22 protein-coding genes, 1 pseudogene and 1 other annotated feature are annotated in these 21,963 nt (G+C 65.9%); of the genes and pseudogenes, 11 read left to right on the forward strand and 12 right to left on the reverse strand.

Annotated features, from left to right (window positions below; all coding sequences use genetic code 11):
* Positions 1-25 precede the first annotated feature (25 nt).
* Both ACOOHP_RS22460 and ACOOHP_RS22465 read right to left on the reverse strand, forming a co-directional pair.
* Positions 26-1,251 (reverse strand): IS3 family transposase gene (locus ACOOHP_RS22460; protein ID WP_420468422.1). Its coding sequence is split into 2 segments (ribosomal slippage): positions 26-966 and positions 966-1,251, totalling 1,227 coding nucleotides; the frame shifts between segments, so codons are not numbered across the junction.
* Positions 857-973: a sequence feature (AL1L pseudoknot), on the reverse strand. Its footprint overlaps the gene before it by 117 nt.
* Positions 1,252-1,319: 68 nt before the next feature.
* Positions 1,320-1,631 (reverse strand): hypothetical protein, encoded by a 312-nt coding sequence (locus ACOOHP_RS22465; RefSeq protein WP_420468679.1) that lies wholly within the window; start codon positions 1,629-1,631, stop codon positions 1,320-1,322.
* A gap of 341 nt (positions 1,632-1,972) precedes the next feature.
* On the opposite strand from ACOOHP_RS22465, the gene vapB reads away from it, so the two are divergent.
* Positions 1,973-2,203, forward strand: coding sequence for a type II toxin-antitoxin system VapB family antitoxin (vapB, locus tag ACOOHP_RS22470; RefSeq protein WP_420468680.1), 231 nt, complete (start codon positions 1,973-1,975; stop codon positions 2,201-2,203).
* Positions 2,203-2,604 carry a type II toxin-antitoxin system tRNA(fMet)-specific endonuclease VapC gene (gene vapC, locus ACOOHP_RS22475; protein WP_420468681.1) on the forward strand — a complete coding sequence of 134 codons (402 nt, stop codon included), beginning with the start codon at positions 2,203-2,205 and terminating at the stop codon, positions 2,602-2,604. The genes vapB and vapC overlap by 1 nt, the downstream gene beginning before the upstream one ends.
* A 128-nt stretch (positions 2,605-2,732) precedes the next feature.
* On the opposite strand, the gene ACOOHP_RS22480 is transcribed toward vapC, so the two are convergent.
* The 3 genes and pseudogenes from ACOOHP_RS22480 to ACOOHP_RS22490 all read right to left on the reverse strand — a co-directional run bounded on the left by ACOOHP_RS22480 (position 2,733) and on the right by ACOOHP_RS22490 (position 5,162).
* Positions 2,733-3,092 carry a response regulator gene (locus ACOOHP_RS22480; RefSeq protein WP_420468682.1) on the reverse strand — a complete coding sequence of 120 codons (360 nt, stop codon included), beginning with the start codon at positions 3,090-3,092 and terminating at the stop codon, positions 2,733-2,735.
* 119 nt (positions 3,093-3,211) lie between these two features.
* A pseudogene (locus tag ACOOHP_RS22485) lies at positions 3,212-4,348 on the reverse strand (sensor histidine kinase); the annotation flags it as partial.
* 304 nt (positions 4,349-4,652) lie between these two features.
* Complete coding sequence (locus tag ACOOHP_RS22490; protein ID WP_420468683.1) at positions 4,653-5,162, reverse strand: response regulator; 510 nt, start codon at positions 5,160-5,162, stop codon at positions 4,653-4,655.
* Between the two features lie 395 nt (positions 5,163-5,557).
* Between ACOOHP_RS22490 and rssA the strand changes: the two genes are divergently transcribed.
* Positions 5,558-6,523 (forward strand): patatin-like phospholipase RssA, encoded by a 966-nt coding sequence (gene rssA, locus ACOOHP_RS22495; RefSeq protein WP_420468684.1) that lies wholly within the window; start codon positions 5,558-5,560, stop codon positions 6,521-6,523.
* A gap of 221 nt (positions 6,524-6,744) precedes the next feature.
* Here rssA and mgtE read toward each other — a convergent pair whose 3' ends face one another.
* Genes mgtE through ACOOHP_RS22515 form a run of 4 tightly spaced genes read right to left on the reverse strand, consistent with a single transcriptional unit; the run spans position 6,745 to position 11,047 of the window.
* Positions 6,745-8,052, reverse strand: a complete 1,308-nt coding sequence (gene mgtE, locus ACOOHP_RS22500) for a magnesium transporter (RefSeq protein ID WP_420468685.1) — start codon at positions 8,050-8,052, stop codon at positions 6,745-6,747.
* The gene (locus ACOOHP_RS22505) at positions 8,042-8,893 is read right to left on the reverse strand and encodes a magnesium transporter MgtE N-terminal domain-containing protein (RefSeq protein WP_420468686.1); all 852 of its coding nucleotides are present in this window, start codon (positions 8,891-8,893) and stop codon (positions 8,042-8,044) included. The genes mgtE and ACOOHP_RS22505 overlap by 11 nt, the downstream gene beginning before the upstream one ends.
* Positions 8,886-9,725 carry a mechanosensitive ion channel family protein gene (locus ACOOHP_RS22510; protein ID WP_420468687.1) on the reverse strand — a complete coding sequence of 280 codons (840 nt, stop codon included), beginning with the start codon at positions 9,723-9,725 and terminating at the stop codon, positions 8,886-8,888. The genes ACOOHP_RS22505 and ACOOHP_RS22510 overlap by 8 nt, the downstream gene beginning before the upstream one ends.
* Positions 9,726-9,751: 26 nt before the next feature.
* Positions 9,752-11,047: a TIGR03862 family flavoprotein gene (locus tag ACOOHP_RS22515; RefSeq protein ID WP_420468688.1), complete on the reverse strand. Its 1,296-nt coding sequence runs from the start codon at positions 11,045-11,047 to the stop codon at positions 9,752-9,754.
* 237 nt (positions 11,048-11,284) lie between these two features.
* Here ACOOHP_RS22515 and rpsP point away from each other — a divergent pair, with 237 nt between their 5' ends.
* The 8 genes from rpsP to htpG all read left to right on the forward strand — a co-directional run bounded on the left by rpsP (position 11,285) and on the right by htpG (position 19,008).
* Positions 11,285-11,554, forward strand: a complete 270-nt coding sequence (rpsP, locus tag ACOOHP_RS22520) for a 30S ribosomal protein S16 (RefSeq protein WP_420468689.1) — start codon at positions 11,285-11,287, stop codon at positions 11,552-11,554.
* 5 nt (positions 11,555-11,559) lie between these two features.
* Positions 11,560-12,075 (forward strand): ribosome maturation factor RimM, encoded by a 516-nt coding sequence (gene rimM / locus ACOOHP_RS22525; RefSeq protein ID WP_420468690.1) that lies wholly within the window; start codon positions 11,560-11,562, stop codon positions 12,073-12,075.
* 19 nt (positions 12,076-12,094) lie between these two features.
* Complete coding sequence (trmD, locus tag ACOOHP_RS22530) at positions 12,095-12,847, forward strand: tRNA (guanosine(37)-N1)-methyltransferase TrmD (RefSeq protein WP_420468691.1); 753 nt, start codon at positions 12,095-12,097, stop codon at positions 12,845-12,847.
* A complete protein-coding gene (gene rplS / locus ACOOHP_RS22535; protein WP_420468692.1) occupies positions 12,844-13,200 on the forward strand; it encodes a 50S ribosomal protein L19 in 357 nt (118 codons plus the stop codon). The genes trmD and rplS overlap by 4 nt, the downstream gene beginning before the upstream one ends.
* Positions 13,201-13,650: 450 nt before the next feature.
* Positions 13,651-14,127 (forward strand): DUF3015 domain-containing protein, encoded by a 477-nt coding sequence (locus ACOOHP_RS22540; protein WP_420468693.1) that lies wholly within the window; start codon positions 13,651-13,653, stop codon positions 14,125-14,127.
* Between the two features lie 97 nt (positions 14,128-14,224).
* Positions 14,225-16,099, forward strand: coding sequence for a DUF4105 domain-containing protein (locus ACOOHP_RS22545; protein WP_420468694.1), 1,875 nt, complete (start codon positions 14,225-14,227; stop codon positions 16,097-16,099).
* Positions 16,100-16,137: 38 nt separating this feature from the next.
* On the forward strand, positions 16,138-16,995 hold the full coding sequence (locus ACOOHP_RS22550; protein WP_420468695.1) for an alpha/beta hydrolase: 858 nt from the start codon (positions 16,138-16,140) through the stop codon (positions 16,993-16,995).
* Between the two features lie 153 nt (positions 16,996-17,148).
* Positions 17,149-19,008 carry a molecular chaperone HtpG gene (htpG, locus tag ACOOHP_RS22555; RefSeq protein ID WP_420468696.1) on the forward strand — a complete coding sequence of 620 codons (1,860 nt, stop codon included), beginning with the start codon at positions 17,149-17,151 and terminating at the stop codon, positions 19,006-19,008.
* A gap of 456 nt (positions 19,009-19,464) precedes the next feature.
* Here the strand turns inward: htpG and ACOOHP_RS22560 are convergent, their stop codons facing one another.
* The 3 genes from ACOOHP_RS22560 to ACOOHP_RS22570 all read right to left on the reverse strand — a co-directional run bounded on the left by ACOOHP_RS22560 (position 19,465) and on the right by ACOOHP_RS22570 (position 21,963).
* Positions 19,465-20,802 carry a DUF445 family protein gene (locus ACOOHP_RS22560; RefSeq protein WP_420468697.1) on the reverse strand — a complete coding sequence of 446 codons (1,338 nt, stop codon included), beginning with the start codon at positions 20,800-20,802 and terminating at the stop codon, positions 19,465-19,467.
* Between the two features lie 97 nt (positions 20,803-20,899).
* On the reverse strand, positions 20,900-21,361 hold the full coding sequence (locus ACOOHP_RS22565) for a C40 family peptidase (RefSeq protein WP_420468778.1): 462 nt from the start codon (positions 21,359-21,361) through the stop codon (positions 20,900-20,902).
* Positions 21,361-21,963 (reverse strand): glutathione S-transferase family protein, encoded by a 603-nt coding sequence (locus tag ACOOHP_RS22570; protein ID WP_420468779.1) that lies wholly within the window; start codon positions 21,961-21,963, stop codon positions 21,361-21,363. The genes ACOOHP_RS22565 and ACOOHP_RS22570 overlap by 1 nt, the downstream gene beginning before the upstream one ends.

Here is a 21,963-nt window from a genome sequence, read left to right on the forward strand (position 1 = left end):
TTTCCCGGAGGCTCGTTGTTGTGAGTCACGCCGCGAGGGCGAGACTCGGGATTTGTGAATAGTAGGCAGCTTCTGCTTCGGCGGGTGGGATGTTGCCAAGCGGTTCCATCAGTCGGCGATTGTTGTACCAGTCCACCCACTGCAGCGTGGCCCACTCGACGTCTTCGCGGCGTTGCCAGGAAGGCCGCCGGTGAATCACCTCGGCCTTGTACAAGCCGTTGATGGTCTCGGCCAGCGCGTTGTCGTAGGAATCGCCCACACTGCCCACGGAAGGTTCGAGACCCGCGTCGGCAAGACGCTCGGTGTAGCGGATCGACACGTACTGGACACCTCTGTCGCTGTGATGCACCAGCCGATCCGGGCCGACCGGTTTGCGCTCATGCAGCGCCTGCTCCAGCGCGTCGAGCACCAGGTCGGTCCGCGCCGAGGACGAAGCCCGCCAGCCGACGATGCGCCGGGCGAAGACGTCGATGACGAAGGCGACGTAGACGAAGCCCTGCCAGGTCGACACGTAGGTGAAGTCCGAGACCCACAGCTTGTTCGGCCGATCCGCCTTGAAGTGACGACGGACATGATCCAGCGGGCAAGGTGCGTTGGCATCGCTCACCGTCGTGCGCACCGACTTGCCGCGGATGACGCCACGCAAGCCCAGGCGCTTCATCAGGCGCGCCACCGTGCAGCGGGCCAGATCAAAGCCTTCGCGCCGCAGTTGCCGCCACACCTTGCGCACGCCGTAGACCTGGAAGTTTTCGTTCCAGACCCGTTCGATCTCCGGCACCAGCGCTCGATCTCGCTGGTCCCTCGTAGAACGGCGCTGTGGGTCGGCCTCGCGAGCCGCATGGGCGTAGTACGTCGACGGGGCAATCGGCAGCACCTTGCAGATCGGCTCGACCCCGTGGACCGAGCGATGCTCGTCGATGAACGCCTTCATCGTTTGAACGGGCGGTCGAGCTCCGCCTGCGCAAAATACGCTGACGCCTTGCGCAGGATTTCGTTGGCTTGGCGCAGCTCGCGATTCTCGCGCTCCAGCGCCTTGATGCGCTCGCCCTCGGCCGTGGTCAGGCCGGGCCGCACGCCGGCGTCACGCTCGCCCTGGCGCACCCAGCGCCGCAGCGTCTCGGCCGTACAACCAATCTTGGCGGCAATCGATTCGATCGCCGCCCACTGCGAGGTGTGCTGCGCCGCGTGCTCCGCCACCATCCGGACCGCGCGCTCCTGCACTTCCGGGGAATACTTCGATGCTCTGGTCATGGCTCCATTCTCTCAAGTGAGGGAGCCTCCGAGATTCCCGGGGCGGTTCAGCGTGTACTGCCACTATCCTAGGAGAATATGACTCCCGTGATGAATTTGCCGGGGGTTCCCTGCAGCTTGTAGGCATCGTTGTAGCGCCGCCCTCCGGAGCCCACGGAGCGGAGTCCAACCAGCATGGTCTTCCTGTCCTTGGCGATGAAGGCGATGCCGCAGTCATCCAGAGTATTGACCGATAGTGTGGAGACTTTGGTCCCCAGTCCGCCGTCATCGATCAGTGTTTCCAGATACGGGCTGACCAGCATGAAGGAATAGATGGTTGAGATGATGTCCGGGCTATTCTGCAGCCAGCTCAGAGGCAGTTTGCTTTGTTGGACGCGCACGGAAAACTCCTTTTTCAAATTGTTGAGTTAAATGACTTTCAATTTTGTGTTGACCTTTCGGCACCACGCGCGCGGTCTCGACGCCAAGTCTTGATTGCGTACCGTGCCGGCCGTCGATAGCGTCGACGTTCTCGCGCATGAGTTTCTGAGGGCGGCAGACACCGCACAACCGTACTGAAGTACGGGTCACGTGGACCTTGACCGGGTCAGCCCGGGCGGCGACGGCCGCGCAGAAGGGCCAGGGTCGTGGCCGTATATCTGAAGAGGGATATGTCATTGACATATCCCTCTTCCGGGACCATGATTTCGCAACGTCCCCCAGCCCGATGCAGGAGCGAACCATGGAACGAGCCGGTGTCTTCATGAGCAATAAAAGTCAGGCGGTTAGGCTGCCTAGAGCGGTCGCCCTGCCTGCGGACGTGAAGCAGGTGGACATCGTCCCGCTGGGTCGCGCGCGCCTGATCGTGCCGGCCGGTGAAGGCTGGGACAGCTGGTTTGCCGCCAAGGGGGTCACGCCGGATTTCATGCCCAGCCGCGAGCAGTCTGAGCCTCAGGAGCGCGAGAGCCTGTAATGCTCAAGTTCATGCTCGACACGGACATCTCGATTTACACCGTCAAAAACCGTCCCCAGGCGGTACGAGAAGCCTTCAACGCCCACGCCGGCCAGATGTGCATTTCTGCCGTGACGCAGATGGAGCTGATTTACGGCGCAGAGAAGTCCGCCATGCCCGAGCACAACCTGGCCGACGTGGAAGGCTTTCTGGCCCGGCTTGAAGTGCTGAATTTCAACGCCGCCGCTGCCACCCACACCGGGCAGATTCGCGCAGAGCTGGCCAAGCTGGGAAAACCGATAGGCCCCTACGACCAGATGATCGCGGGCCATGCCCGCTCGCTAGGTTTGATTATCGTCACCAACAACACCACCGAGTTTGCGCGGGTGCCGGGTTTGCGGGTGGCGAACTGGGCGGTTTGAATGCCGGATGCAATCCGAGCGCTTGAGATGCAATCCGAGCGCTTGAATGGTCCCCCGCTCCTAAAAGCACGGAAAACGAACCGCCTTCGTAAAACTGAAAAGATTGTTGATGTGCGTTGATGCATCCGTCAGATGCCACTTGGCGAACCCGATTGCCCCGCTGTATCGCCCGTCTTGGATGCGCTGGCAATGAAGGCGCGGAGCCGGACCAGCTTCACTGGCTTCGAGAACACCAGGTAGCCCCGCTTGCGGGCTTCATCGACCCAGTCCCCTTCGTTCTCGCCGGTCATGATGGCTACCGGAACGCGCCGGCCGCTTTGATCCTGCAGCGCCCTGGCCAGTTGCACGCCGGTCATCGCCTCATCCAGTCGCTGGTCGAGAACCATGCAGGTCCACGCCGGCGCGCTGGATTCGACGAGTTTGAAACACTCGGCGGTGGATGCGCAGATGTCGGCGGTGACTTGCCAGGCTTCGAGAATCCTGCGCATGGCATCGCGCACGACAGGGTCGTCATCCACCACCAGTACCCGAATGCGTTGGTCGAATTCCGGCAACAGGATCGGCTCGGCGGCCGGCCGCTCGGGGTAGCGGGGTCGGCCAGCGGCATGAATACGCTGAAGCAGCTGCCGCGGCCCAACTCGGATTTGAGGGCCACGCGAAAACCCAGACTGGTACACAGACGCTGCACGATGACCAGTCCCAGACCGAAGCCTTTTTCGGCATGGCGCCCCGGGTTATCCACTTGATAGAACTCGCCGAAGATGCGTGCCTGTTCCGCCTCACCTATACCGATGCCGGTATCGATGACCTGCAACTCTGCGCGCCCTGGGCGCCTGCGCACGCCAATCGGCACCCTGCCCTTGGGAGAAAAGCTGATGGCGTTGCTCAGCAGATTGCCGAGAATACGTTCGATCGCGGTCTGCTCGCCCTGAACCCAGCAGCGGCTCTTCACGGTATGCACGACAACCCCGTGCTCATCGGCAAGGGGCTTGAACAGCGCAATCGCGTTGTCGATGGCGGTCTGCAGTGGAAACGGACTGACGGGCCCTGCCTGTTCGGCATAGCTTTCGACCCGCGGCACGGTCAGCAGCGCCTTGAACAAGTCTGACAGCGTGCGAACACATCCATCGATCCGCCGCAGGATGTCGGTGCGCTCTTCAGCGTCTTTGCTGGAACCCAGCAAGGAGGCGTAGACGTTGAGCGCATGCACCGGCTGTCGCAGGTCGTGACTGGCGCTGGCAAAAAAGCGGGACTTTTCTTCGCTGCTGCGCTCCGCCACGCGCCGTGCGTCTTCCGCGATCTCGGTCTGTTCGCGCAGCTCGGAGAGCAGGGCATCATTGCGATGCTGCAGGCGAATGGCCGTGCGGATGTTGCCGGCCTGCTGTCTGCCAACCCAGATGCAATACATCATGTTGAAGGCCAGACCGACGGCAACGATGTTCACTTCCGTGCTGCGCGGGGTGAACAGCAGATAGATGAGAAAGATCGGCGTGGCCGTCAACTGGTAGGCCAGCATGGCCGGCACATGATAGGCAGCGGTGCCCAGGCTGCCCTCGCACAGTCCCAGGAAGATGGCCATGACGTAGATGAACATGGCCATGCCACCGTAGTGGTAATACACGATGCAACCGACCGCGATCAGGACGCCGTTGATCGCGTAGATGCTGGTGGCCGCAATGGAGCGGTGGCGGTAAGAAAGTACATAGCGCCGCTGCCGGTAGTACCACTGGCTGATCGAGAGCATGACCGCCTGGTAGGCGAACGTGGCCAACACGATGTTGATCACGATCTCGTGCGCTACCAACTGCCAGGCCGGGATGGCGAACAGCACGCTGACAAAGCAGACCCCGGCGGTTGCCAGATAGCTGAGCTGAAAGTTCTTGCGCAGGCAACTTTCCGCGACGGTGCGTTCCAGTTCCGCTTCGTCCGGCGCGACCTTATCCACCGAACTCGACCAGCTTGAGTGCGTGGGCGGCGCGGATCGCGGACACGCGGTTAGTAGCACCCAGGCGGGTGAAGATGACGGTCCAATGGTCCTTGACGGTGCGTTACGTGATCTGCAGCTTCTGGGCGATCTCCTTGTTCGAGAGCCCTCGCGCCGCCAGCCGCAGGATCTCGATCCGATGGGCGGTGAGACCGTGCGCTTCAGGCGTCGCCGGATCGATGTCGAACACGCTGTTGCCCTCCAGCAGGCGCTGCAAGGCGTCAGCCATGGCGACCACATCGCGTTCCTTGGACAGGCAGGCCACCGCACCGGCGGCCATTGCGCGCTTGGCCAGTTGCGGTGTCAGGTCTGCACACAGGAGCCCCGTCGCGACCGATGGATAGGCCTTGGCCAGCGTCGTTATGACGGTGATGCCATCATCCCCGTGCAGACGGTAATCGCATAACACGAGGTCGATGTCTTCACGTTCCAGCAGGGCCCAGGCTGCCTGGACATCGCCCGCCGTATGAATGCTGAGGCCGTGTATTTGACGCCCGAGCGCGAGTGCCATGCCCTCACAGTAGATCGGATGATCGTCTATGAAAAGCAAGCTGTGGGTCAGCGTTGTCTGCATCGACCGAAACCTATTTTTTACGGACTGTAATGAGGGCAACGAACTCGGATGACGGTTGCAGGGCGGTGCCAGGTGAGGATGCCGTTCAAGTTACACCAACACGTCCAGTTTTCTGCGCGCCCGGATGCCTGGCGGTTCAGACCGCAGAGATTGGCAAGTGCACGCCCGCCGAAGTCGACGTGCGATACGCGCAAGATGTTGGAATCGATGCAGTCTCGCGGCGTCGACTTCACTGGGCCTCGTGATCATCAACAACGGTGCGGCCCCGTGCGGCCATTGGCATCGAGCTGCAGTCATGGGACGCTTTCCCGATTCCCGATTCCCGATTCCCGATTCCCGATTCCCGATTCCCGATTCCCGATTCCCGATTCCCGATTCCCGATTCCCGATTCCCGATGAGCAACCCCACCTCCACCACCCCCGTCATCGGACTTGCGCTCGGCAGCGGCTCGGCGCGCGGCTGGGCGCATATCGGCATCATCCAGGCGCTGGAGGAGGCCGGCATCCGACCGCAGGTGGTGGCGGGGACGTCGGTCGGCGCGCTGGTGGGCGCGGTGTATGTCTCCGGACAGTTGCAGGCCTTCGCCGACTGGGTGCGCACGCTCACCTCGCGCGACGTGTTCGGGCTGATGGACCTGAGCTTCGCCGGTGGCATGGTCAAGGGCGAGAAGCTGTTCGGCTTCTTCGAGCAGGCGCACGCCAACCCCGACATCGAGGAACTCGATCAGCGTTACGTCAGTGTTTGCACCGAGATGAGCAGCGGCCGCGAGATCTGGATCAGCAAGGGGCCGATCATTCCGGCGGCGCGCGCCTCCTGCGCGCTGCCGGGGCTGTTTTCGCCGGTCAAGCACCGTGACCGCTGGATGCTCGACGGCGGCCTGGTCAACCCGGTGCCGGTGTCGGCCTGCCGCGCGCTGGGCGCCGACGTGGTGATCGCGGTCAATCTCAATGCGCAGCTGGTGGGGCGTCACCTGTCGCGGGCCGGTGCCGAGGAAGTCGAGCGCGAAGCCAGTACCAAGCCGGACCGCAATCTCTTGCAGCGGATGATCGGCGCGCTGTCCAGTGGCGACGGTGACCGCCCCGGCATGTTCGACGTGGTGGCCGCCAGCGTGAACATCCTGCAGGACCGGCTTACGCGCAGCCGCATGGCAGGCGATCCGCCGGAGGTCACGCTGATCCCGCTGCTGCCGGACTTCGCGTTGATGGATTTTCATCGCGCCGCGGAGGCCATCGACGAGGGCCGCCGCCTGGTCGAAGCGAATATCGCCAACCTGCGCGCCTGGGCCGGGGTGAGCGCGCGGCCCGCCGACGTGCCCGCCGCGCCCGACGAGCCGGTACCGGAGCCGCCGCCGGCCGATTGAGCGGGCCATGATCGTCGGCGTAGTCGCGCCACCTGACCCCTGCGCCGCATAACGACCGACACAACCCCGGGCTGCGCCCGGGCTACAACGTCGCTCGCGATCATTCGGTTCGTAGTCGTAGCCTGGGTGCAACCCAGGGCTGCCGGACCAGCGATCTTCGACCGTTTCCCGGGCTGCGCCCGGGCTACTTCATGGCGCCTGGAGACGTCGCTCGCTAGCTTTCAGAGCAAGCCCGACAACAGCGTCGCGATGCCCAGGAACGAGAAGAAACCCGCGATGTCGGTGACGGTGGTGAGGATGATCGACGAGGACTGTGCCGGGTCCTGACCCATGCGCGTGAGCACCATCGGCACTGCCGCGCCGGCGAAACCGGCGGCGACCATGGCCAGCACCATGGACGATGCGATCACCAGCACCAGGCCGATGGAGCCGCTCCAGAGGTACACGCCCAGCCCGCAGGTGGCGGCGATGGCCAGGCCGTTGACCAGACCGACGCCGACCTCCTTGGCCGCCACCGGCAGCCATTGCCGCGCGGTGACCTCGCGCAGCGCCAGGCCGCGCATGGTCACCGCCAGCGCCTGCGCACCGGCGTTGCCGGACTGGCCGGCCACCACCGGCAGCAGCACGGCCAGCGCGGTGAACTGGGCAATGGTGTTTTCGAACACGCCGACGACGGCGGCGGCGAGGAACGCGGTGATCAGGTTGATCTGTAGCCACGGCAGGCGCTTCTTCACCGCAAACCAGGGCTTGGACAGCGCGCGTTCCTGCGGGCTGACGCCGACCATGGCACCGATGTCGGCCGCGGCTTCTTCCTGCAGCGCCTGCAGCAACCGGTCCTGCGGGATCACGCCGATCAGCCGTCCGTCCAGGTCCACCACCGGCAGGTCGGTCAGGCGATGCTTTTCGGCGGTTTCCACCACCTCGTCGCGAGGGTCCATCGCGTGCACCGCCGCCGGCACGCCGATCATCAGCTCCCGCAGCGGCGTTTCGGGCATGGCCAGCGCCAAGGTCTGCAATGGGACTTGTCCGGCCAGCCGGTTGTCCGCGTCGATCACGAACACGGTACGGGTGGCGGGGCCGCGCACGCGACGCAGGGCATCCATCGCGGCGGCGGCGTCCAGGTCCGGACGAAACGTCGGCGAGCGCCGGTCCATCAGGCGCCCGGCGGTGCCTTCCGGATAACTCATCAGCTCGGCCAGGGTCGCGGCCAGATCCGCTGCCAGCAGCGCCATCAGGCGTTCGCGGTCCTCGCTGTCCATGGCGGCCAGAAAGCGCACGGCCTCGGTGGGCAGCAGTCCGCCCAGCACGTCCCTGGCCAGTGTTTCAGGCAGGTGCGCGAGCAGGGCCGCGCCCATGTCGCCACCGAAGTACGGCCACATCGGTAGCAGGTTGAGCGGCGACAGGGTGCCGATCTCGTCCACTGCCTGGTCCACCGGCAGCCGCTCCAGCCGCCGCGCGGCCGACGCCGGGTGCTCGCGCAGATAGCGGCGATTGATCTGGTCGAGCACGTCGGCCAATTCAGTGCTCATCGCTGCTCCGGGCGATCGGTGCGGAAGCGCCGCGCCCGATCAGCAGGCGCAGCAGCTCCGAGCCAGCGCCGAGATAAGCCAGGAACAGGTGTGCAAGCAGGGATTCCGGCTGCGCCGAGGGCGCCTGCGGGTAGACCGAATGCAAGGCGCGACGCAGCCCGGCGCGCGACAACGCCCCCAGCAGGGTGCCGTCGGGTGCGGTCACCGGCAGCATCGAGCGCTCGTCCCAGTCGTCCAGGTGTTGCACGTCGTCGACATCGGCGCCATCGGAGACCGCGCGCACGCGGCGGTCCACCAGCCGCGACAGCGGCGCATCCGAGGCCGCATGCAGCAGGGCCGGGGTCTGCACCACGCCGGCATAGACCTGACCGGCGCGGACCAGGAACAGCAGACCGTCGTCGGCACGGTTGCGCAGGCGCAGCAGGGCGCGGGCATCGGCGACGCTGCGCTGCGCCGGTAGCATCGGCACGTCGTATTCGATCCAGGCGCCGACCGTGTCCAGCGTATAGGCCAGCGAGCGCCGGTAATGCTGCACCAGGCGCGAGGGCAGTTCGGCGATCAGGGCACGCCGGGTATCGGGCGCGCTGGCGCGCAGCACCGCCACGCAACCGCGGCTGCCGATCGCCTCCAGCATCTCCGCGGCCTGGCGCGGCGACAGGTGCCCCAGGCGTCGCGCCGCCGAGCCCGGGGTCATCTCCCGCAGCACCGGCGCGGCCAGTCGTGGCGGTAAGCGTTCAAGGAACAGCGCGGCTTTTTCGGCCGGCATTTCCTCCAGCACATGGGCGGCCGACTCCGGTTCGTGTTCGGCGAACGCGGTGGCCAGCAGCAGGCCGTCAGCCATCGTCGCGCTCTCCGGTGAGCAGCACGGCGACGTCCTCGGCAAAGCGCCTGGCCGGGATGTGGGCGCGGCCTTCGTCGGTTTCGACCACCACGTTGGTGGGCGTGATCTCCAGGATTTCGCCCTCGATGTCGCCCACGCGGACCCGCACGCCCGGCTGGAACTGCCGGCGCAGGTAGTGGGTGCCGACCAGGTTGGCAACCAGGGTGCGCGCGCCCAGTCCGAACGCCAGCGAGAACGCCAGCAGCACCGAGCCCAGTGCCACCGCGATCACCAGGGTGACGAAGCTGATATTCACCCCGACCTGATGCACACCGATGATCAGCGCGGTGAGGAAGGTTGCGGTCTGCGCCAGGCGCGCCACCAGTTCGCGCTGCTCGACCTGGGCCGAGGCCAGCGCCTCCAGCAGCAGGTCGCGCACCAGCAGGCCGATGAGGTGACCGGCGACGATGATCATCACGCCGAACAGCAAGGTCGGCAGATAGCGCAGCACCTCGCGCAGCCATTCGGCCACGCCTTCCATGCCGGCGATGTCGGTGGCCAGGGTCAGGAACAGCAGCAGGATGATCCAGAACGCGGCGGTGCCGATCAGCCGCAGCATCGCCGGCGACAGCCGCAGGCGTAGCGCGCGCTCGCTGCGCAGCCATTGCTCCAGCCCGCGGTTGAGGCGGGTGCCGAGTCCGCGGATGGTGGCGCGGGCCAGCCGGGCGACCAGCCAGCCGACGATCACCAGCAACAGCGCCGCGAGCAGGTCCGGCACGCGCTCGGCCAGCAGCATACCCAGCTCGCTGGCGCGCAGGCGCAGGGCGTCCAGGGCAGAGGTCAGCGGGTCCATGGGGTCAGGGGCAGGGCGGAATGTCTTCAGCGATCAGCATAGCGGCCCGCGTTGCCGCCGTGAGGCGCAAGCCAGTCCAGTGCCCCCAGCGCGGCATGGCGGCCGCTGGCGAAACAGGCCGTCAGCAGGTAGCCGCCAGTGGGCGCCTCCCAGTCGAGCATTTCGCCGGCAAAGAAAACTCCGGGGTGGACGCGGCTCATGAGTCGGGCGTCCAGCGCCTGCAGGCGCACACCGCCCGCGCTGCTGATGGCCCCGGCCAGGGGTCGCGGGCGGGACAGGCGCAGCGGCACCGCCTTGAGCAGGGGGGCCAGCGTTGCCGGCGACGCTCGTTGTTCGCCGGACAGGCATTCGAACAGTAATCCGGCGCGAACCCCGGTAAGCCTCAGCGTGCGGCGTAGATGCTCGCTGAGCGAGCGCTTGCCGCGCGCGGACGACAACGCTGCGGCGAGCGTGTCGGCGGAGCGATCGGGGAACAGGTCCAGGCGGATATCGGCGTGACCGTCGCGCCTGGCCAGCTCGCGCAATTCCGCCGAAGCGGCGTATAGCAGGCCACCTTCAAGGCCGGTCTCGGTGACGATCAGCTCGCCCTGGCGATGCAGCGGCCGGTCGTACAGGTCCTGCCAGTGCAGGGCCACCGGCTTGATCGCGTGGCCGGCGTAGCGGTCGATAAAGTGCGGCGTCCACTCCAGATCGAAGCCGCCGTTGGCCGCCTGCAGCGGCGCCACGTCGATGCCGCGTCCGCGCATCCAGTCGACCCAGCCGCCATCGGATCCCAGCTGAGGCCAGCTGCCGCCGCCCAGCGCCAGCACCGCGGCATCGGCCGTCGTTTCACGAGGTTCGCCGCCTACGGCAAAGCGTAGATGCAGGCGCCCCAGCGGGTCCGGGTGCCAGCCCTGCAATTCGTGATGCATGTGGAAGCGCACGCCCTGCGCCCGCAGCCGCCGAACCCAGCCGCGCAGCAAGGGGGCGGCCTTGAGATCGGTCGGGAAGACACGGCCGGAGCTGCCAACGAAGGTCTCCACGCCCAGTCCCCGCGCCCAGAGCCGCAGCGCGTCGGGGTCGAAACTTTGCAGCCAGCTGGACACCGCGTCGCGGCGGTCCCGATAACGCGACACGAAGCTCTCGAAGGCTTCGCCGTGGGTGAGGTTGAGCCCACCCTTGCCGGCCAGCAGGAACTTGCGCCCGACCGAACCCATGTGCTCGTACAGATCCACCTGCAGGCCCGCCGCACAGGCGACTTCAGCGGCCATCAGGCCGGCCGGACCGCCGCCGATCACGGCCAGTGCAGGTCGGCGGGTGTCGATCGCTTTGATGAGGCTCATGTTCGCAGTCTGCCCTGCGCGGGGTGGCGATACCGAGCGGGTGCCGGGCGACTCCATCGCGATCTGCGTCTTGCGCGGCCGCCGCGGCGGCTACGAATATCGGCCCTCCGAAGCGCCCAACTACGAGTGTCGAGGCAGTTTGACCGACGGGTCCTCGCAGGTGGAAATTCCGAGGCGAATCGCTACAATACGCGCCCTTTGCGGCCGGCCGGCCGTGAGATATCAGAGATTTCAAGCATGGTAACGATTCGTCTGGCTCGCGCCGGCGCCAAGAAGCGCCCGTTCTATCACGTGGTGGCAACCGAAAAGCGCAATCCGCGTGACGGTCGCTTCATCGAGCGCCTGGGCTATTACAACCCCAGCGCCCGCGGCCAGGAGCAGAAGCTGGTGCTGGACGTGGCCAAGGTTCGCGACTGGCAGAGCAAGGGCGCGCAGGTGTCCGAGCGGGTGGCCTATCTGGTCACCACGGTTCCTGCCGAAGTCCCTGCGGCACCGGTTGCAGCCTGAAGCGTATGGGGCGCCGGCTGACGCTGGGTCGCGTCGCCGGGGTTTACGGCGTCAAGGGTTGGGTGAAGCTTCATTCGTTCACCCGGCCGATCGATAACCTGCTGGAGTACGCGCCCTGGTGGATTGCCCGGGGGAGCGGATTCGAGGCGAATCTGGTCGAAGGCAGGCTGCATGCCGGCGGACTGATCGCCAGCATCAGTGGGCCTGACGGGCAGACGATCGCCGATCGCGATGTCGCCGCCAGCCTGATCGGCGCGGAGATCCAGGTCGAGCGCGATCGACTGCCCGAGCCGGGCGAAGGGGAGTTCTACTGGTTCGACCTGGTCGGGCTGGCGGTACGGAACCTGGAAGGTGTGGCGTTGGGCACGGTGGCCGCGGTGACCAGCAACGGCGCCCAGGATGTGCTGGTGTTGCGGGACGGCGAAGTGGAGCGGCTGATTCCTTTCGTGCAGGGCCCGATCATCCAGTCGGTCAGTCTGCAGGACGGCGCGATCGTGGCGGATTGGGAACCGGATTACTGAGCGGCGAGGGCCGGGCAGAGTGAAGATCGAGGTCGTCACGCTGTTTCCCGAACTGGTCGAAGTCGTGACGCGTAGCGGTATGCCGCGGGTGGCGGTGGAACAGAAAGCGCTGGAGTTGAGTTGTATCAACCCGCGCGATTTTGCGAACAACCGCTGGCGCAAGGTCGATGATCGGCCTTGCGGCGGCGGGCCCGGGATGGTGATGCAGGCCGAGCCTCTGGCGCAGGCGATCGAGACCGCGAAAGCGAGCCTCGGGCCGGCAACGAGAGTGCTGATGATGTCGCCGCAGGGCGAGCGCATGGACCAGCAATGGTTTCAGCGTCTGAGCCAGGAGGCGGGACTGATTGTGTTGTGCGGGCGCTACGAAGGCGTCGACGAGCGCCTGGTGACGAGCGCGGTGGATGTGGAGCTGTCGCTGGGCGACTTTGTGCTCTCCGGGGGCGAGCTGGCCGCGATGGTGCTGATCGATGGCATCGCGCGGCTGTTGCCGGGGGTGCTCGGTCATGCGGAATCGGCGGGGCAGGATTCGTTCGTCAACGGCCTGCTCGATCATCCGCACTACTCGAAGCCGGTGGCGTGGCGCGGGCAGGCGGTGCCGGAAGTCTTGATGAGTGGCGACCACGCCAGACAGGCGCGGTGGCGGCTCAAGCAGGCGCTGGGACGGACATGGTTGCGTCGCCCGGACCTGCTGGAAAATTTGGAACTGGATGCGGAACAGCAGACCCTGCTCCGCGAATTCGTGGCAGAGCAGAAAGAGGGTGGTGGATCATGAGCAACGCAAACAAGATCATCCAGGCGATCGACGCCGAACAGATGAGCCGGCCGGTGCCGGCGTTCAACCCCGGCGACACCGTCGAGGTCAAGGTCAAGGTCAAGGAAGGCGACCGAGAACGCCTGCAGGCCTTCGAGGGCGTGGTCATCGGCAAGCGCAACCGTGGTTTGAATTCCGCGTTCACCGTGCGCAAGGTCGCCCATGGCGAAGGTTGCGAGCGCACCTTCCAGACCTACAGCCCCCAGGTCGCCGAGATCAACGTCAAGCGTCGCGGTGACGTGCGTCGCGCCAAGCTCTACTACCTGCGCGACCTGCAGGGCAAGAAGGCGCGCATCAAGGAAAAGCTGGGCTGATCCGCTGCGCCGGGACCCGTCCCGGCATGCGCGTCGAAGTAACGACGAAGGCCCGGGCCGGACCCGGGCCTTCGTCGTTTTTCAGTCGCGAGCAAGCGGACACCGGGGTTGGATTGCGCCGCCAAGTCGGTTGGCAGGCCGGTGTTCCGATCGCTGCAGCGTTAATGTCTTTGCCGCGGACGACACCGATCGCGCGGACAAGCATCGGCTGTTTGTGTCAGTCGATCGAATCATCGAATCGGTGCGGAGAAATTCCGTTCGATCTGTTCGCGTCCTGACCCGCGTCTGTCCGTGCAAGCCGAGACTGACGGCCGTATTCAGGGGCCGGCAAACGGCGACCCGCGACCCGCGCGCACGACTTTCTTGCGGTCGCGTTTGTCGCCGCCTTAGTATCGTCACCGGACCGTGGGATGGTCCGTCCATCCGATACAAACCCTTGGGAGACTCGACATGAAGAAATTGGTGGCTGGTGCCGTTCTGTTCGCCGCATCCTCGGTGGCTTTCGCGGAAGCTCCGGGTGGTCCGAACTGCGGTTGGGGCAACATGCTGTTCAAGGGTCAATCGGGGATTGCGCCGCACTTCCTGGCCAGCACGACCAACGGCACGTCGGGCAATGCCACCTTCGGCATGACCTCCGGCACCAACGGCTGCTCGGTCGACGGCACGCTGACCTACGGCGGCAAGGCCATGGTCAACAACATGTTCGACGAGTTCTCGGCGGACGTTGCCGTCGGTCAGGGCGAAGCCCTGAACGCCGTGGCCGTGGCCTATGGCGTGGCCAAGGAAGATCGTGCCGCATTTGCAGCGCTGGCACACCAGAACTTCTCGACGCTGTTCCCCAATGAGAACGTGACCGCCGATGAGGTGGTGACGAATCTCGAGAGCTTGATGAAGGCCGACGCGCGTCTGGGCAAATACATCATCTGATCTACGCGGCTGCCGCCTTGCGGCGGCAGTCCGGTGGTCCCACTGGGCCCGGTATCGCATCGATGCCGGGCTTTTTGTTGGCGCCTGATGTGACGAGATGATCCGCGCGCTGGTCCCGATCCTGATCACGCTGCTGCTCGCGCAGCCGCTGCCACCGGCCGTGGCGGCCGAGGGCGCCTGGGCGCAAGCCCGGGCCAAGGCGCTGTGGCAACGCGAAGCGTGGTTGAATCTGGGGCACTACAAGTCGGGCACCTGGCCCGACACCTGGCGCAGCCATGCGGACGACGCGCGCTTCTTCCTGGCCGAACGGGGTCGCGAGGACCCGCGCGCCGAGTTGCAGGCCACTCTGGAGGCTTTCGGCGAACCGGCGACGCTGGGCGACGAGCACGCTCAATGCCGTTTCGTTGCGCGCCTGACCTGGCTGCGCAATGAACTGGACCTGGGCGAACTGCCGCAGCCCGACTGCGCCGCGTACCGCGAGTTCCGCCAACAGGTCCAGGCCACGCAGGCGGTGCTGGTGTTTCCGTCCTACTACCTCAACAGTCCGTCGTCGATGTTCGGCCACACCCTGTTGCGGCTGGATGCCGGGGATGCCGACGGCGGCTCGGAATACCTGTCCTTTGCGCTCAATTTCGGCGCGCTGGTGGACGCCAGCGACAACGGTCTGTTCTACGCCTTCAAAGGCCTCACCGGCGGCTATCGCGGCCAGTTTGAAGTCGACCAGTACTACAAGAAGATTCGCGACTACAACCGCGACGAGAACCGCGACATCTGGGAATACCCCCTGAATCTGGATGCGGCGGAGATCGAGCGCCTGATCCAGCACCTGTGGGAACTGCGGGGCATCAACTTCGCGTACTACTTCTTCGACGAGAACTGCTCCTATCGGATTCTCGAACTGCTGGAAGTCGCGCGCCCGGGGTTGGAGCTGACCGACCAGTTTCCGCTCACTGCGATTCCGATCGACACCGTTCGTGCCGTGCAGCGCGCCGGCCTGGTACGCGACAAGCACTTCCGGCCGGCCCACGGCACCGTGCTCAGACAGCGCATTGCGGCGTTGCCGCCGGCACGGCGTGGCTGGATCACCGCGCTGAGCGCCGACCCGGAGCGTTTCAATGACGCCGAACTGCAGTCACTGGATGACGCCACCCGTGCGCGACTAGTCGACGCGGCCTACAAGTACCTGCGCTATACCCAGACCGGCGCAGGGCGCGACCCGACATTGGCCGCCCGCAGCTTCCAGTTGCTGCGCGCGCTGCAGCAGCAGGCGGCAGCGCTGCCCCGGGATGCCCCGAACGTGGACCCGGCGACCTCGCCGGACCTCAGCCACGGCAGCCGCCGGCTGGCGCTGGGATTGTGGAGCGAGGAGGGGCGTGAGTACCTGAGCCTCGGCTTGCGCATGTCGCTGCATAGCCTGGTGGAAAACCGCACCGGCTTTCCCATCGGCGCGCAGATCAACATCGGCAATCTCGATCTGCGCCTGGAAGATGACGGCCAGCTCGATCTGAACCGGCTGGACCTGGTCGACATCATCTCGCTGAGTCCGCGCGACCGCTTCTTCAAGCCGCTGTCCTGGGCGGTGCAGACCGGCATCGACCGGCAGTGGACGGACGGTCACGAGCATCGGGTGGCCCAGGTCAACGGCGGTGTCGGCGCCACCGGTCAGACCGGGTCCGGGGGCCTGGTCTATGCACTGGCCACCTCCCGGGTCGAGCATAACCACGGCTTCGACGATCCCCTGCAACCCGCCCTGGGCCTGCGCGCCGGCGGGCTGCAGGATGTCGGCCTGCTGACCCTGCACTGGGAACTGGGCGCAGAGCGATTCGCCAACGGGCAATCCCGCACGCGCGTCGACCTGCGCCACAATCTTCGCCTGGCGCGCCATCAGGCCCTGCACCTGCAAGTGCTGTGGCGCGACCAGCAGCCCGATGACACGCTCGCCGTCGGACTGCGTTACCAGTATTACTACTGATCACGACCGAACCCTCCCGGCACCGGAGCCGGTTTTCGATGCGCGTATGCGTTCTGCTTCTGGTGTGGCTGTCCCTGTGCGGGTTGTCCGGCTGCACGTCGGTGTTCCTGTACCCCGATCGGGTGCACCACCTGGCGGAGCGTGATCTCGGTACCCCGGCCGAGGACATCTGGATCACCGCGGCCGACGGCAGCGACCTGCATGCGCTGTACCTTCCGGCCGGCGAAACGCCACGCGCCACGGTCCTGTTCCTTCACGGCAATGCCGAGAACCTGAGCTCGCACGTCCACGCCGTGGCCTGGTTGCCGGACCGGGGCTATGCGGTGCTGGCGCTGGACTACCGTGGCTACGGACGCTCGCAGGGCGCGGCCAGCGTCGCCGGCCTGCACGAGGACGCCGCCGCCGCCCTCGACTGGCTGCGCGCACGGCAGGACCGCCGCGCCGACGGCGGCGCACCGGTGGTGATCTACGGCCAGAGCCTGGGCGCGTCGGTCGCCATCCGCCTGGTGGCAACGGCGGCGTCTCGCGAGCGCATCACAGCGGTCATCGCCGAAAGTGCCTTCTCCAGCTATCGCGGCATCGCCCGCGAAAAGCTGGCGCAGGCATGGCTGACTTGGCCGCTGCAATGGCCGCTGTCATGGCTGATCTCCGATCGCCACGCGGCCATCGACGTCGTCGACCGCATCAGTCCGGTGCCACTGTTGCTGATCCACGGCGAGCGCGACCTGATCGTCGACGCCGACCACTCGCGGCGCCTGTACGCGGCGGCCGGCGAACCCCGCGAGCTGTGGCTGATCCCGCAAGGCCGGCACATCGATGCCCCGCGGCGCGAGCCGGTGCGCGAGCGCATGGTCCGGTTCCTGGATGCCGTCACGACGCCGTCACCACCACGGTGATCGACGCTCGTTGGACGCCAGTTGACCGGGGCAGACGGCGCGCGGCCCCGGCGGGGGCGGGCGGAAGTCCGAACCGGGCTCACCCACCCTTGAAAACCGGCAATTGGCGCACATTCGATCGACACCACATTTTCACGGGGACCCCGCGGCGCCATGACCGACAAGCACGCTTTCCAGGCCGAGACCAAGTCGCTGTTGCGGCTGATGATCCACTCGCTGTATTCCAACAAGGAGATCTTCCTGCGCGAGCTGATCTCCAACGCCTCGGACGCCTGCGACAAGCTGCGCTTCGAATCCATCTCCAACCCCGAGCTGATGGGTGACGCCGAACTGGCGGTCGAACTGATCCCCGACAAGGACGCCGGCACGCTGACCGTGCGCGACAACGGCATCGGCATGACCCGCGAGGACGTGATCGAGCACCTCGGCACCATCGCGCGTTCCGGCACCCGCGAGTTCATGAGCAAGCTGTCCGGCGACCAGGCCAGGGACGCGCAGCTCATCGGCCAGTTCGGCGTCGGTTTCTATTCGGCGTTCATCGTCGCCGACACGGTCACCGTGCGCACCCGGCGCGCCGACGCTGCCGAGGGCGTGCAGTGGACTTCCGACGGCGAGGGTGAATTCGAGGTCGCGGCGGTCGACAAGGCCGATCGCGGCACCGACGTGGTGCTGCACCTGCGCGAGGACGACAAGGAGTTCCTGGAGCCGGCACGGTTGTCCACCCTGGTGCGGCGCTACTCCGATCACATCGGCCTGCCGATCCGGCTCAGGAACGACAAGGGCGAGCTGGACACCATCAACCAGGCGCGCGCGTTCTGGACCCGGCCCAAGAGCGAGCTCAAGGACGAGGACTACCAGTCCTTCTACAAGCACCTGAGCCACGACTTCGACGACGCGGTGAGCTGGGCGCACCACCGGGTCGAGGGCACCCTCGAATACACCTCGCTGCTCTACATCCCCAAGCGCGCGCCGTTCGATCTGTGGAACCGCGAGGCTCATCACGGCCTGCAGCTCTATGTGAAGCGCGTGTTCATCATGGACAAGGCGGCCGAGCTGCTGCCCAACTACCTGCGCTTCGTGCGCGGCCTGGTCGACACCGCCGACCTGCCGTTGAACGTGTCGCGCGAGATCCTGCAGGGCAGCCGCACCACCGAGAAGATCAAGACCGCGCTGGTCAAGCGCGTGTTCGATCTGCTCGAAGACCTGGCCGACAACAAGCCCGAAGAGTACGCGCAGTTCTGGCAGACCTTCGGCGGCGTACTCAAGGAAGGTCTGGTCGAGGACCCGGCCAATCAGGCGCGCATCGCCAAGCTGCTGCGCGCGCCGTCCACGAACGAGCCGGAAGGGGCCAAGGTCAAGCTGGCGGATTACGTGTCGCGCATGCCCGAGGCGCAAAAGTCGATCTACTACCTCACCGCCGATTCGCTCGCCGCGGCCAAGTCCAGCCCGCACCTGGAAGGCTTCGCCAAGCGCGGTTATGAAGTGCTGTTGCTGGTCGAGCGCATCGACGAATGGGTCGTCGCCCACCTGCAGGAATTCGAGGGCAAGCCGCTCAAGAGCGTCGCGCAGGGGTCGGCCGAGCTCGAAGATACCGTCGAGACCGCCGCGCAGGCGCAGGCCGAGACCGCGTTCAAGGACGTGCTGGAAAAGGTCAAGCAGAAGCTCGACGCGCGGGTGCAGGAAGTGCGGCTGTCCAAGCGCCTCACCGAATCTCCCGCCTGTCTGGTGGCGCCGGATTTCGGCATGAGCCGACGCCTGGAAAAGATGCTCAGCATGGCCGGCGAAAACCTGCCGGCGTCCAAGCCCATTCTGGAACTCAACGGCGAGCATCCCCTGGTCACCCGACTCAGGGAATGCAATGACGAAGCCCTGTTCGAAGATCTGAGCGAATTGCTGTTCGGCCAGGCGCAACTGGCCGAAGGCGGTCAGCTCGACGATCCCGCTGCGTTCGTGAAACGGCTGAACCGGCTGGTTCTGGGCCAGGCGCCAAGCGGGCGGATCATCGTCAGTTAGCGATACCGCTACCGCGGATGCCGCGCGCAGTGTCGTCTCTGCCGCAGGACGGGTCGGCGGTCGGAGCGTTTTCGATCGATGTGCAGACAAAACCATCGAACCCGTCATGCAACCGCAGTGACCGCGAAGCGGCGGCCGCAGGCCTTGATTCTTTTCTCCGAATTTGCCCGCGCCTTGAAAATAGATCCTTTGCTTCGCTCAGGATGACGGCAAGGGTGTCTGCACCTGAGCCAAAATTGCTCTGAGCTGCTGCGTCCAATTGGCGTCGACCCGTTCCGTTGCTGCATCTCCAATTACTGGTTTGGCGATGCTCCCACGCGCCCGGAACAACCGCGGCGCGACGCGCTGTGCCGCTTGGTCAATGCGCTGCGCGTGGAACTGCGCTGTCTTCGGCCAGGTGGCCTGATCGCTGCCCCGGCAGATATCCCGTCGTCGAGTCCGCGTGCCAGCGGCAGGTCAATGTCTGCGGTGCCGCTGTTCGTTGAGCTCCCAGGCGATCCACACCGCGCCGGCGGCCGCGCCCAGCGGCAGCGCAAACAGCAGGTGAACCTGCACGAAGCCGATGACCAGACCCAGTGCGCCGCCCAAGGTCTGGATGATGGTGAGATTGCCGCCGGTGTTGTTGAGCACCAGTTTTTCCAGATCGTCGCTGTCGAGCTTCATGATCTGTTGCTCCACCAGGCGCGTGACGTCGATCTGCTGGACCGCGCGCTCGATGGCGGCACGCAGATACGCCTGCCCGGTCGGCCCGTGCAGCAGGCTGGCGGCATGGCCCTTGAGCCATTCCAGCGCACGCACCAGCAGCGCCTCGATGCGCGTCCAGTTGGTCTCGTCGTTGAGAAAACTGCCCATGTGCTCGACGGTGGCGGGCAGCAGGTGACGCCGCGACAGTTCGCTGACGGTTTCCACCCAGCGTTGCAGGGTGCGCTGCAATTCGGCCTGCTTGGTGTCGTCGGCCAGGTCGGCCTGTACCGACTTCATCACGGCGTCGAACACGACCAGCACGTCGTCGGCGACCCCGGCATCCTCGACGAACCGGCCCAGCAATTGCTCGATGGCGGTCTGGTCTATCGACAGCAGATTCTTCAGCCCCAGGCCGAAGCGCCCCATCGCGCGCTTCTGCTGCAGGTAATTCTGGATCGCGCGGTCCACCCATCCGGCGATGGTCGGCATCTGTTCGTTGAGCGCGCGGCGGATCAGCCCGGTCACCATCTGACGGTTCTCGGCGACCTGCAGGAATTCGGTCAGCGCCGCGCGCACGCGTTGCCAGTACACCTCGATCACCTGCGGGTTGCGGGCGATCCCCTTGGCCGCTTCTTCGCCGAGGTCGAAGCCGGCTTTGAGCAGCTCCGCGCCGCGTTCGTTGAGCACACCGATCAGGGCAGCGGTGATTTCCCGGCGAACCTCCGGCTTTTGCAGATTGGCGTCCACCCATTCGATCAGCGCCTGCGAGCCGCGCTCTATCAACTGATGCTCGGCGATGTAGGCCAGCACGATGTCCGGCGCCAGCAACTGGCTCTGCACGCTTTCGCCCAGGCTACGCGCGATCTCGGCCTGATTCTTGGGGATCAGCCCGCGCCACCCCAGCACCGCGCCCTGGCGCGGCTGGAACAGCATCTTGATCGCGAGAAAGTTGGTGAAATAACCGACGCAGCCGGCCACCGCAATCACGAACGCCGAGCGCAGCCAGGGGTTTCCGCCCTCGGCCCACCAGTCGAGGCCGCCGAGCAACACGGCGGCGCCCAGCAGCAGGTGCCTGAAGTGACGGTCCCAGGCATCGAGGTTCTGCATCATCGAAGATCGCTCCGCTTGCAGTGCTATGGATTGCCGCAGGGCAAGCCGGGAAAGGGGGCGCGAGTCGGGTCGGCGGGCTGCAGCGGTTCCGCGGCCGTCACCAGATCACCCGCACGGCGTCGCGGTAGCGTTGTTTCCACCAACGGTTCTCGATCGGCGCAACGATCACCTGCTTGCCGCTGGACGGCGCGTGCACCGCCTGGCCATCGCCCAGGTAGACCGCCACGTGGTCGATGCCGCGGCCGCTGAAACTGTAGAACAGCAGATCGCCGGGCTCGGCGTGGCGCAGTTTGATGCGTTCGCCGGCCTTGAACTGCTCGCGCGTGGTGCGCGGAACGCTCAGGCCTTGCAAACCGTAAACGTACTGCACCAGGCCGCTGCAGTCGAAGCCGCCCTCGGGCGTGGTACCGCCATAACGATAGGGCCGACCGATCTGCCCGAGCGCATCCAGCACGATGCCGCGGCGCAGCGCGTCGGTTTCGGGTGTAGGGCGGTAGCGGCTGGACGAGCAGGCTGCGACCAGCAGTATCAGCGCCAGTACGACCGCGCTGCGCCGCATCACGCCGGTGGCTGCGTGGCCACCATCGACGGACGTTCCGCAAACACCGTGTACCAGCGCTCCAGCGGTTCGTGGCCCTTGCGCCACTCGATATAGGGCATGCGCAGATCGAGGTAGGACAAGGCCACGCCGACCGTGATCTCGACCACGCTGGGCGGTTCATGTGTCAGTTCGGCGGCCTCCAGATCGAGCACCGCAATGGAACGGCGGATGACGTCGGCCTGGCGGTCCAGGAAGGCGACATGGCGGATGCCTTCGGGTCGACGTTTTTCGATCACGGTGGCGAAGGCCGCGTTGATGACCCCTTCGGCGACGTGCGCGCGCCGCAGCGCCGACCAGCGCTTGGATCCGCGCGGCAGCGCGGTGAGGCCGCGGCCGCGGGTCTGCAGATATTCGATCACCAACGTGGAGTCGGGCAGGGCCTCGCCGCGCTCGGTGACCAGGGTGGGGATGCGCGACAGCGGATTGGCCGCCAGCAGTTCGGGCGGTGCCTCGAACGGATCGCACTCGATCTCGTCGATCAGATCCGACAGCCCCAACTCGTGCGCCACCACGCGCACCTTGCGCGCGTAAGGCGATGTGGCACTGCAGTAGAGCTTCAT

Source organism: Panacagrimonas sp. (assembly GCF_965216805.1).
GTDB lineage: Bacteria > Pseudomonadota > Gammaproteobacteria > Nevskiales > Nevskiaceae > Panacagrimonas.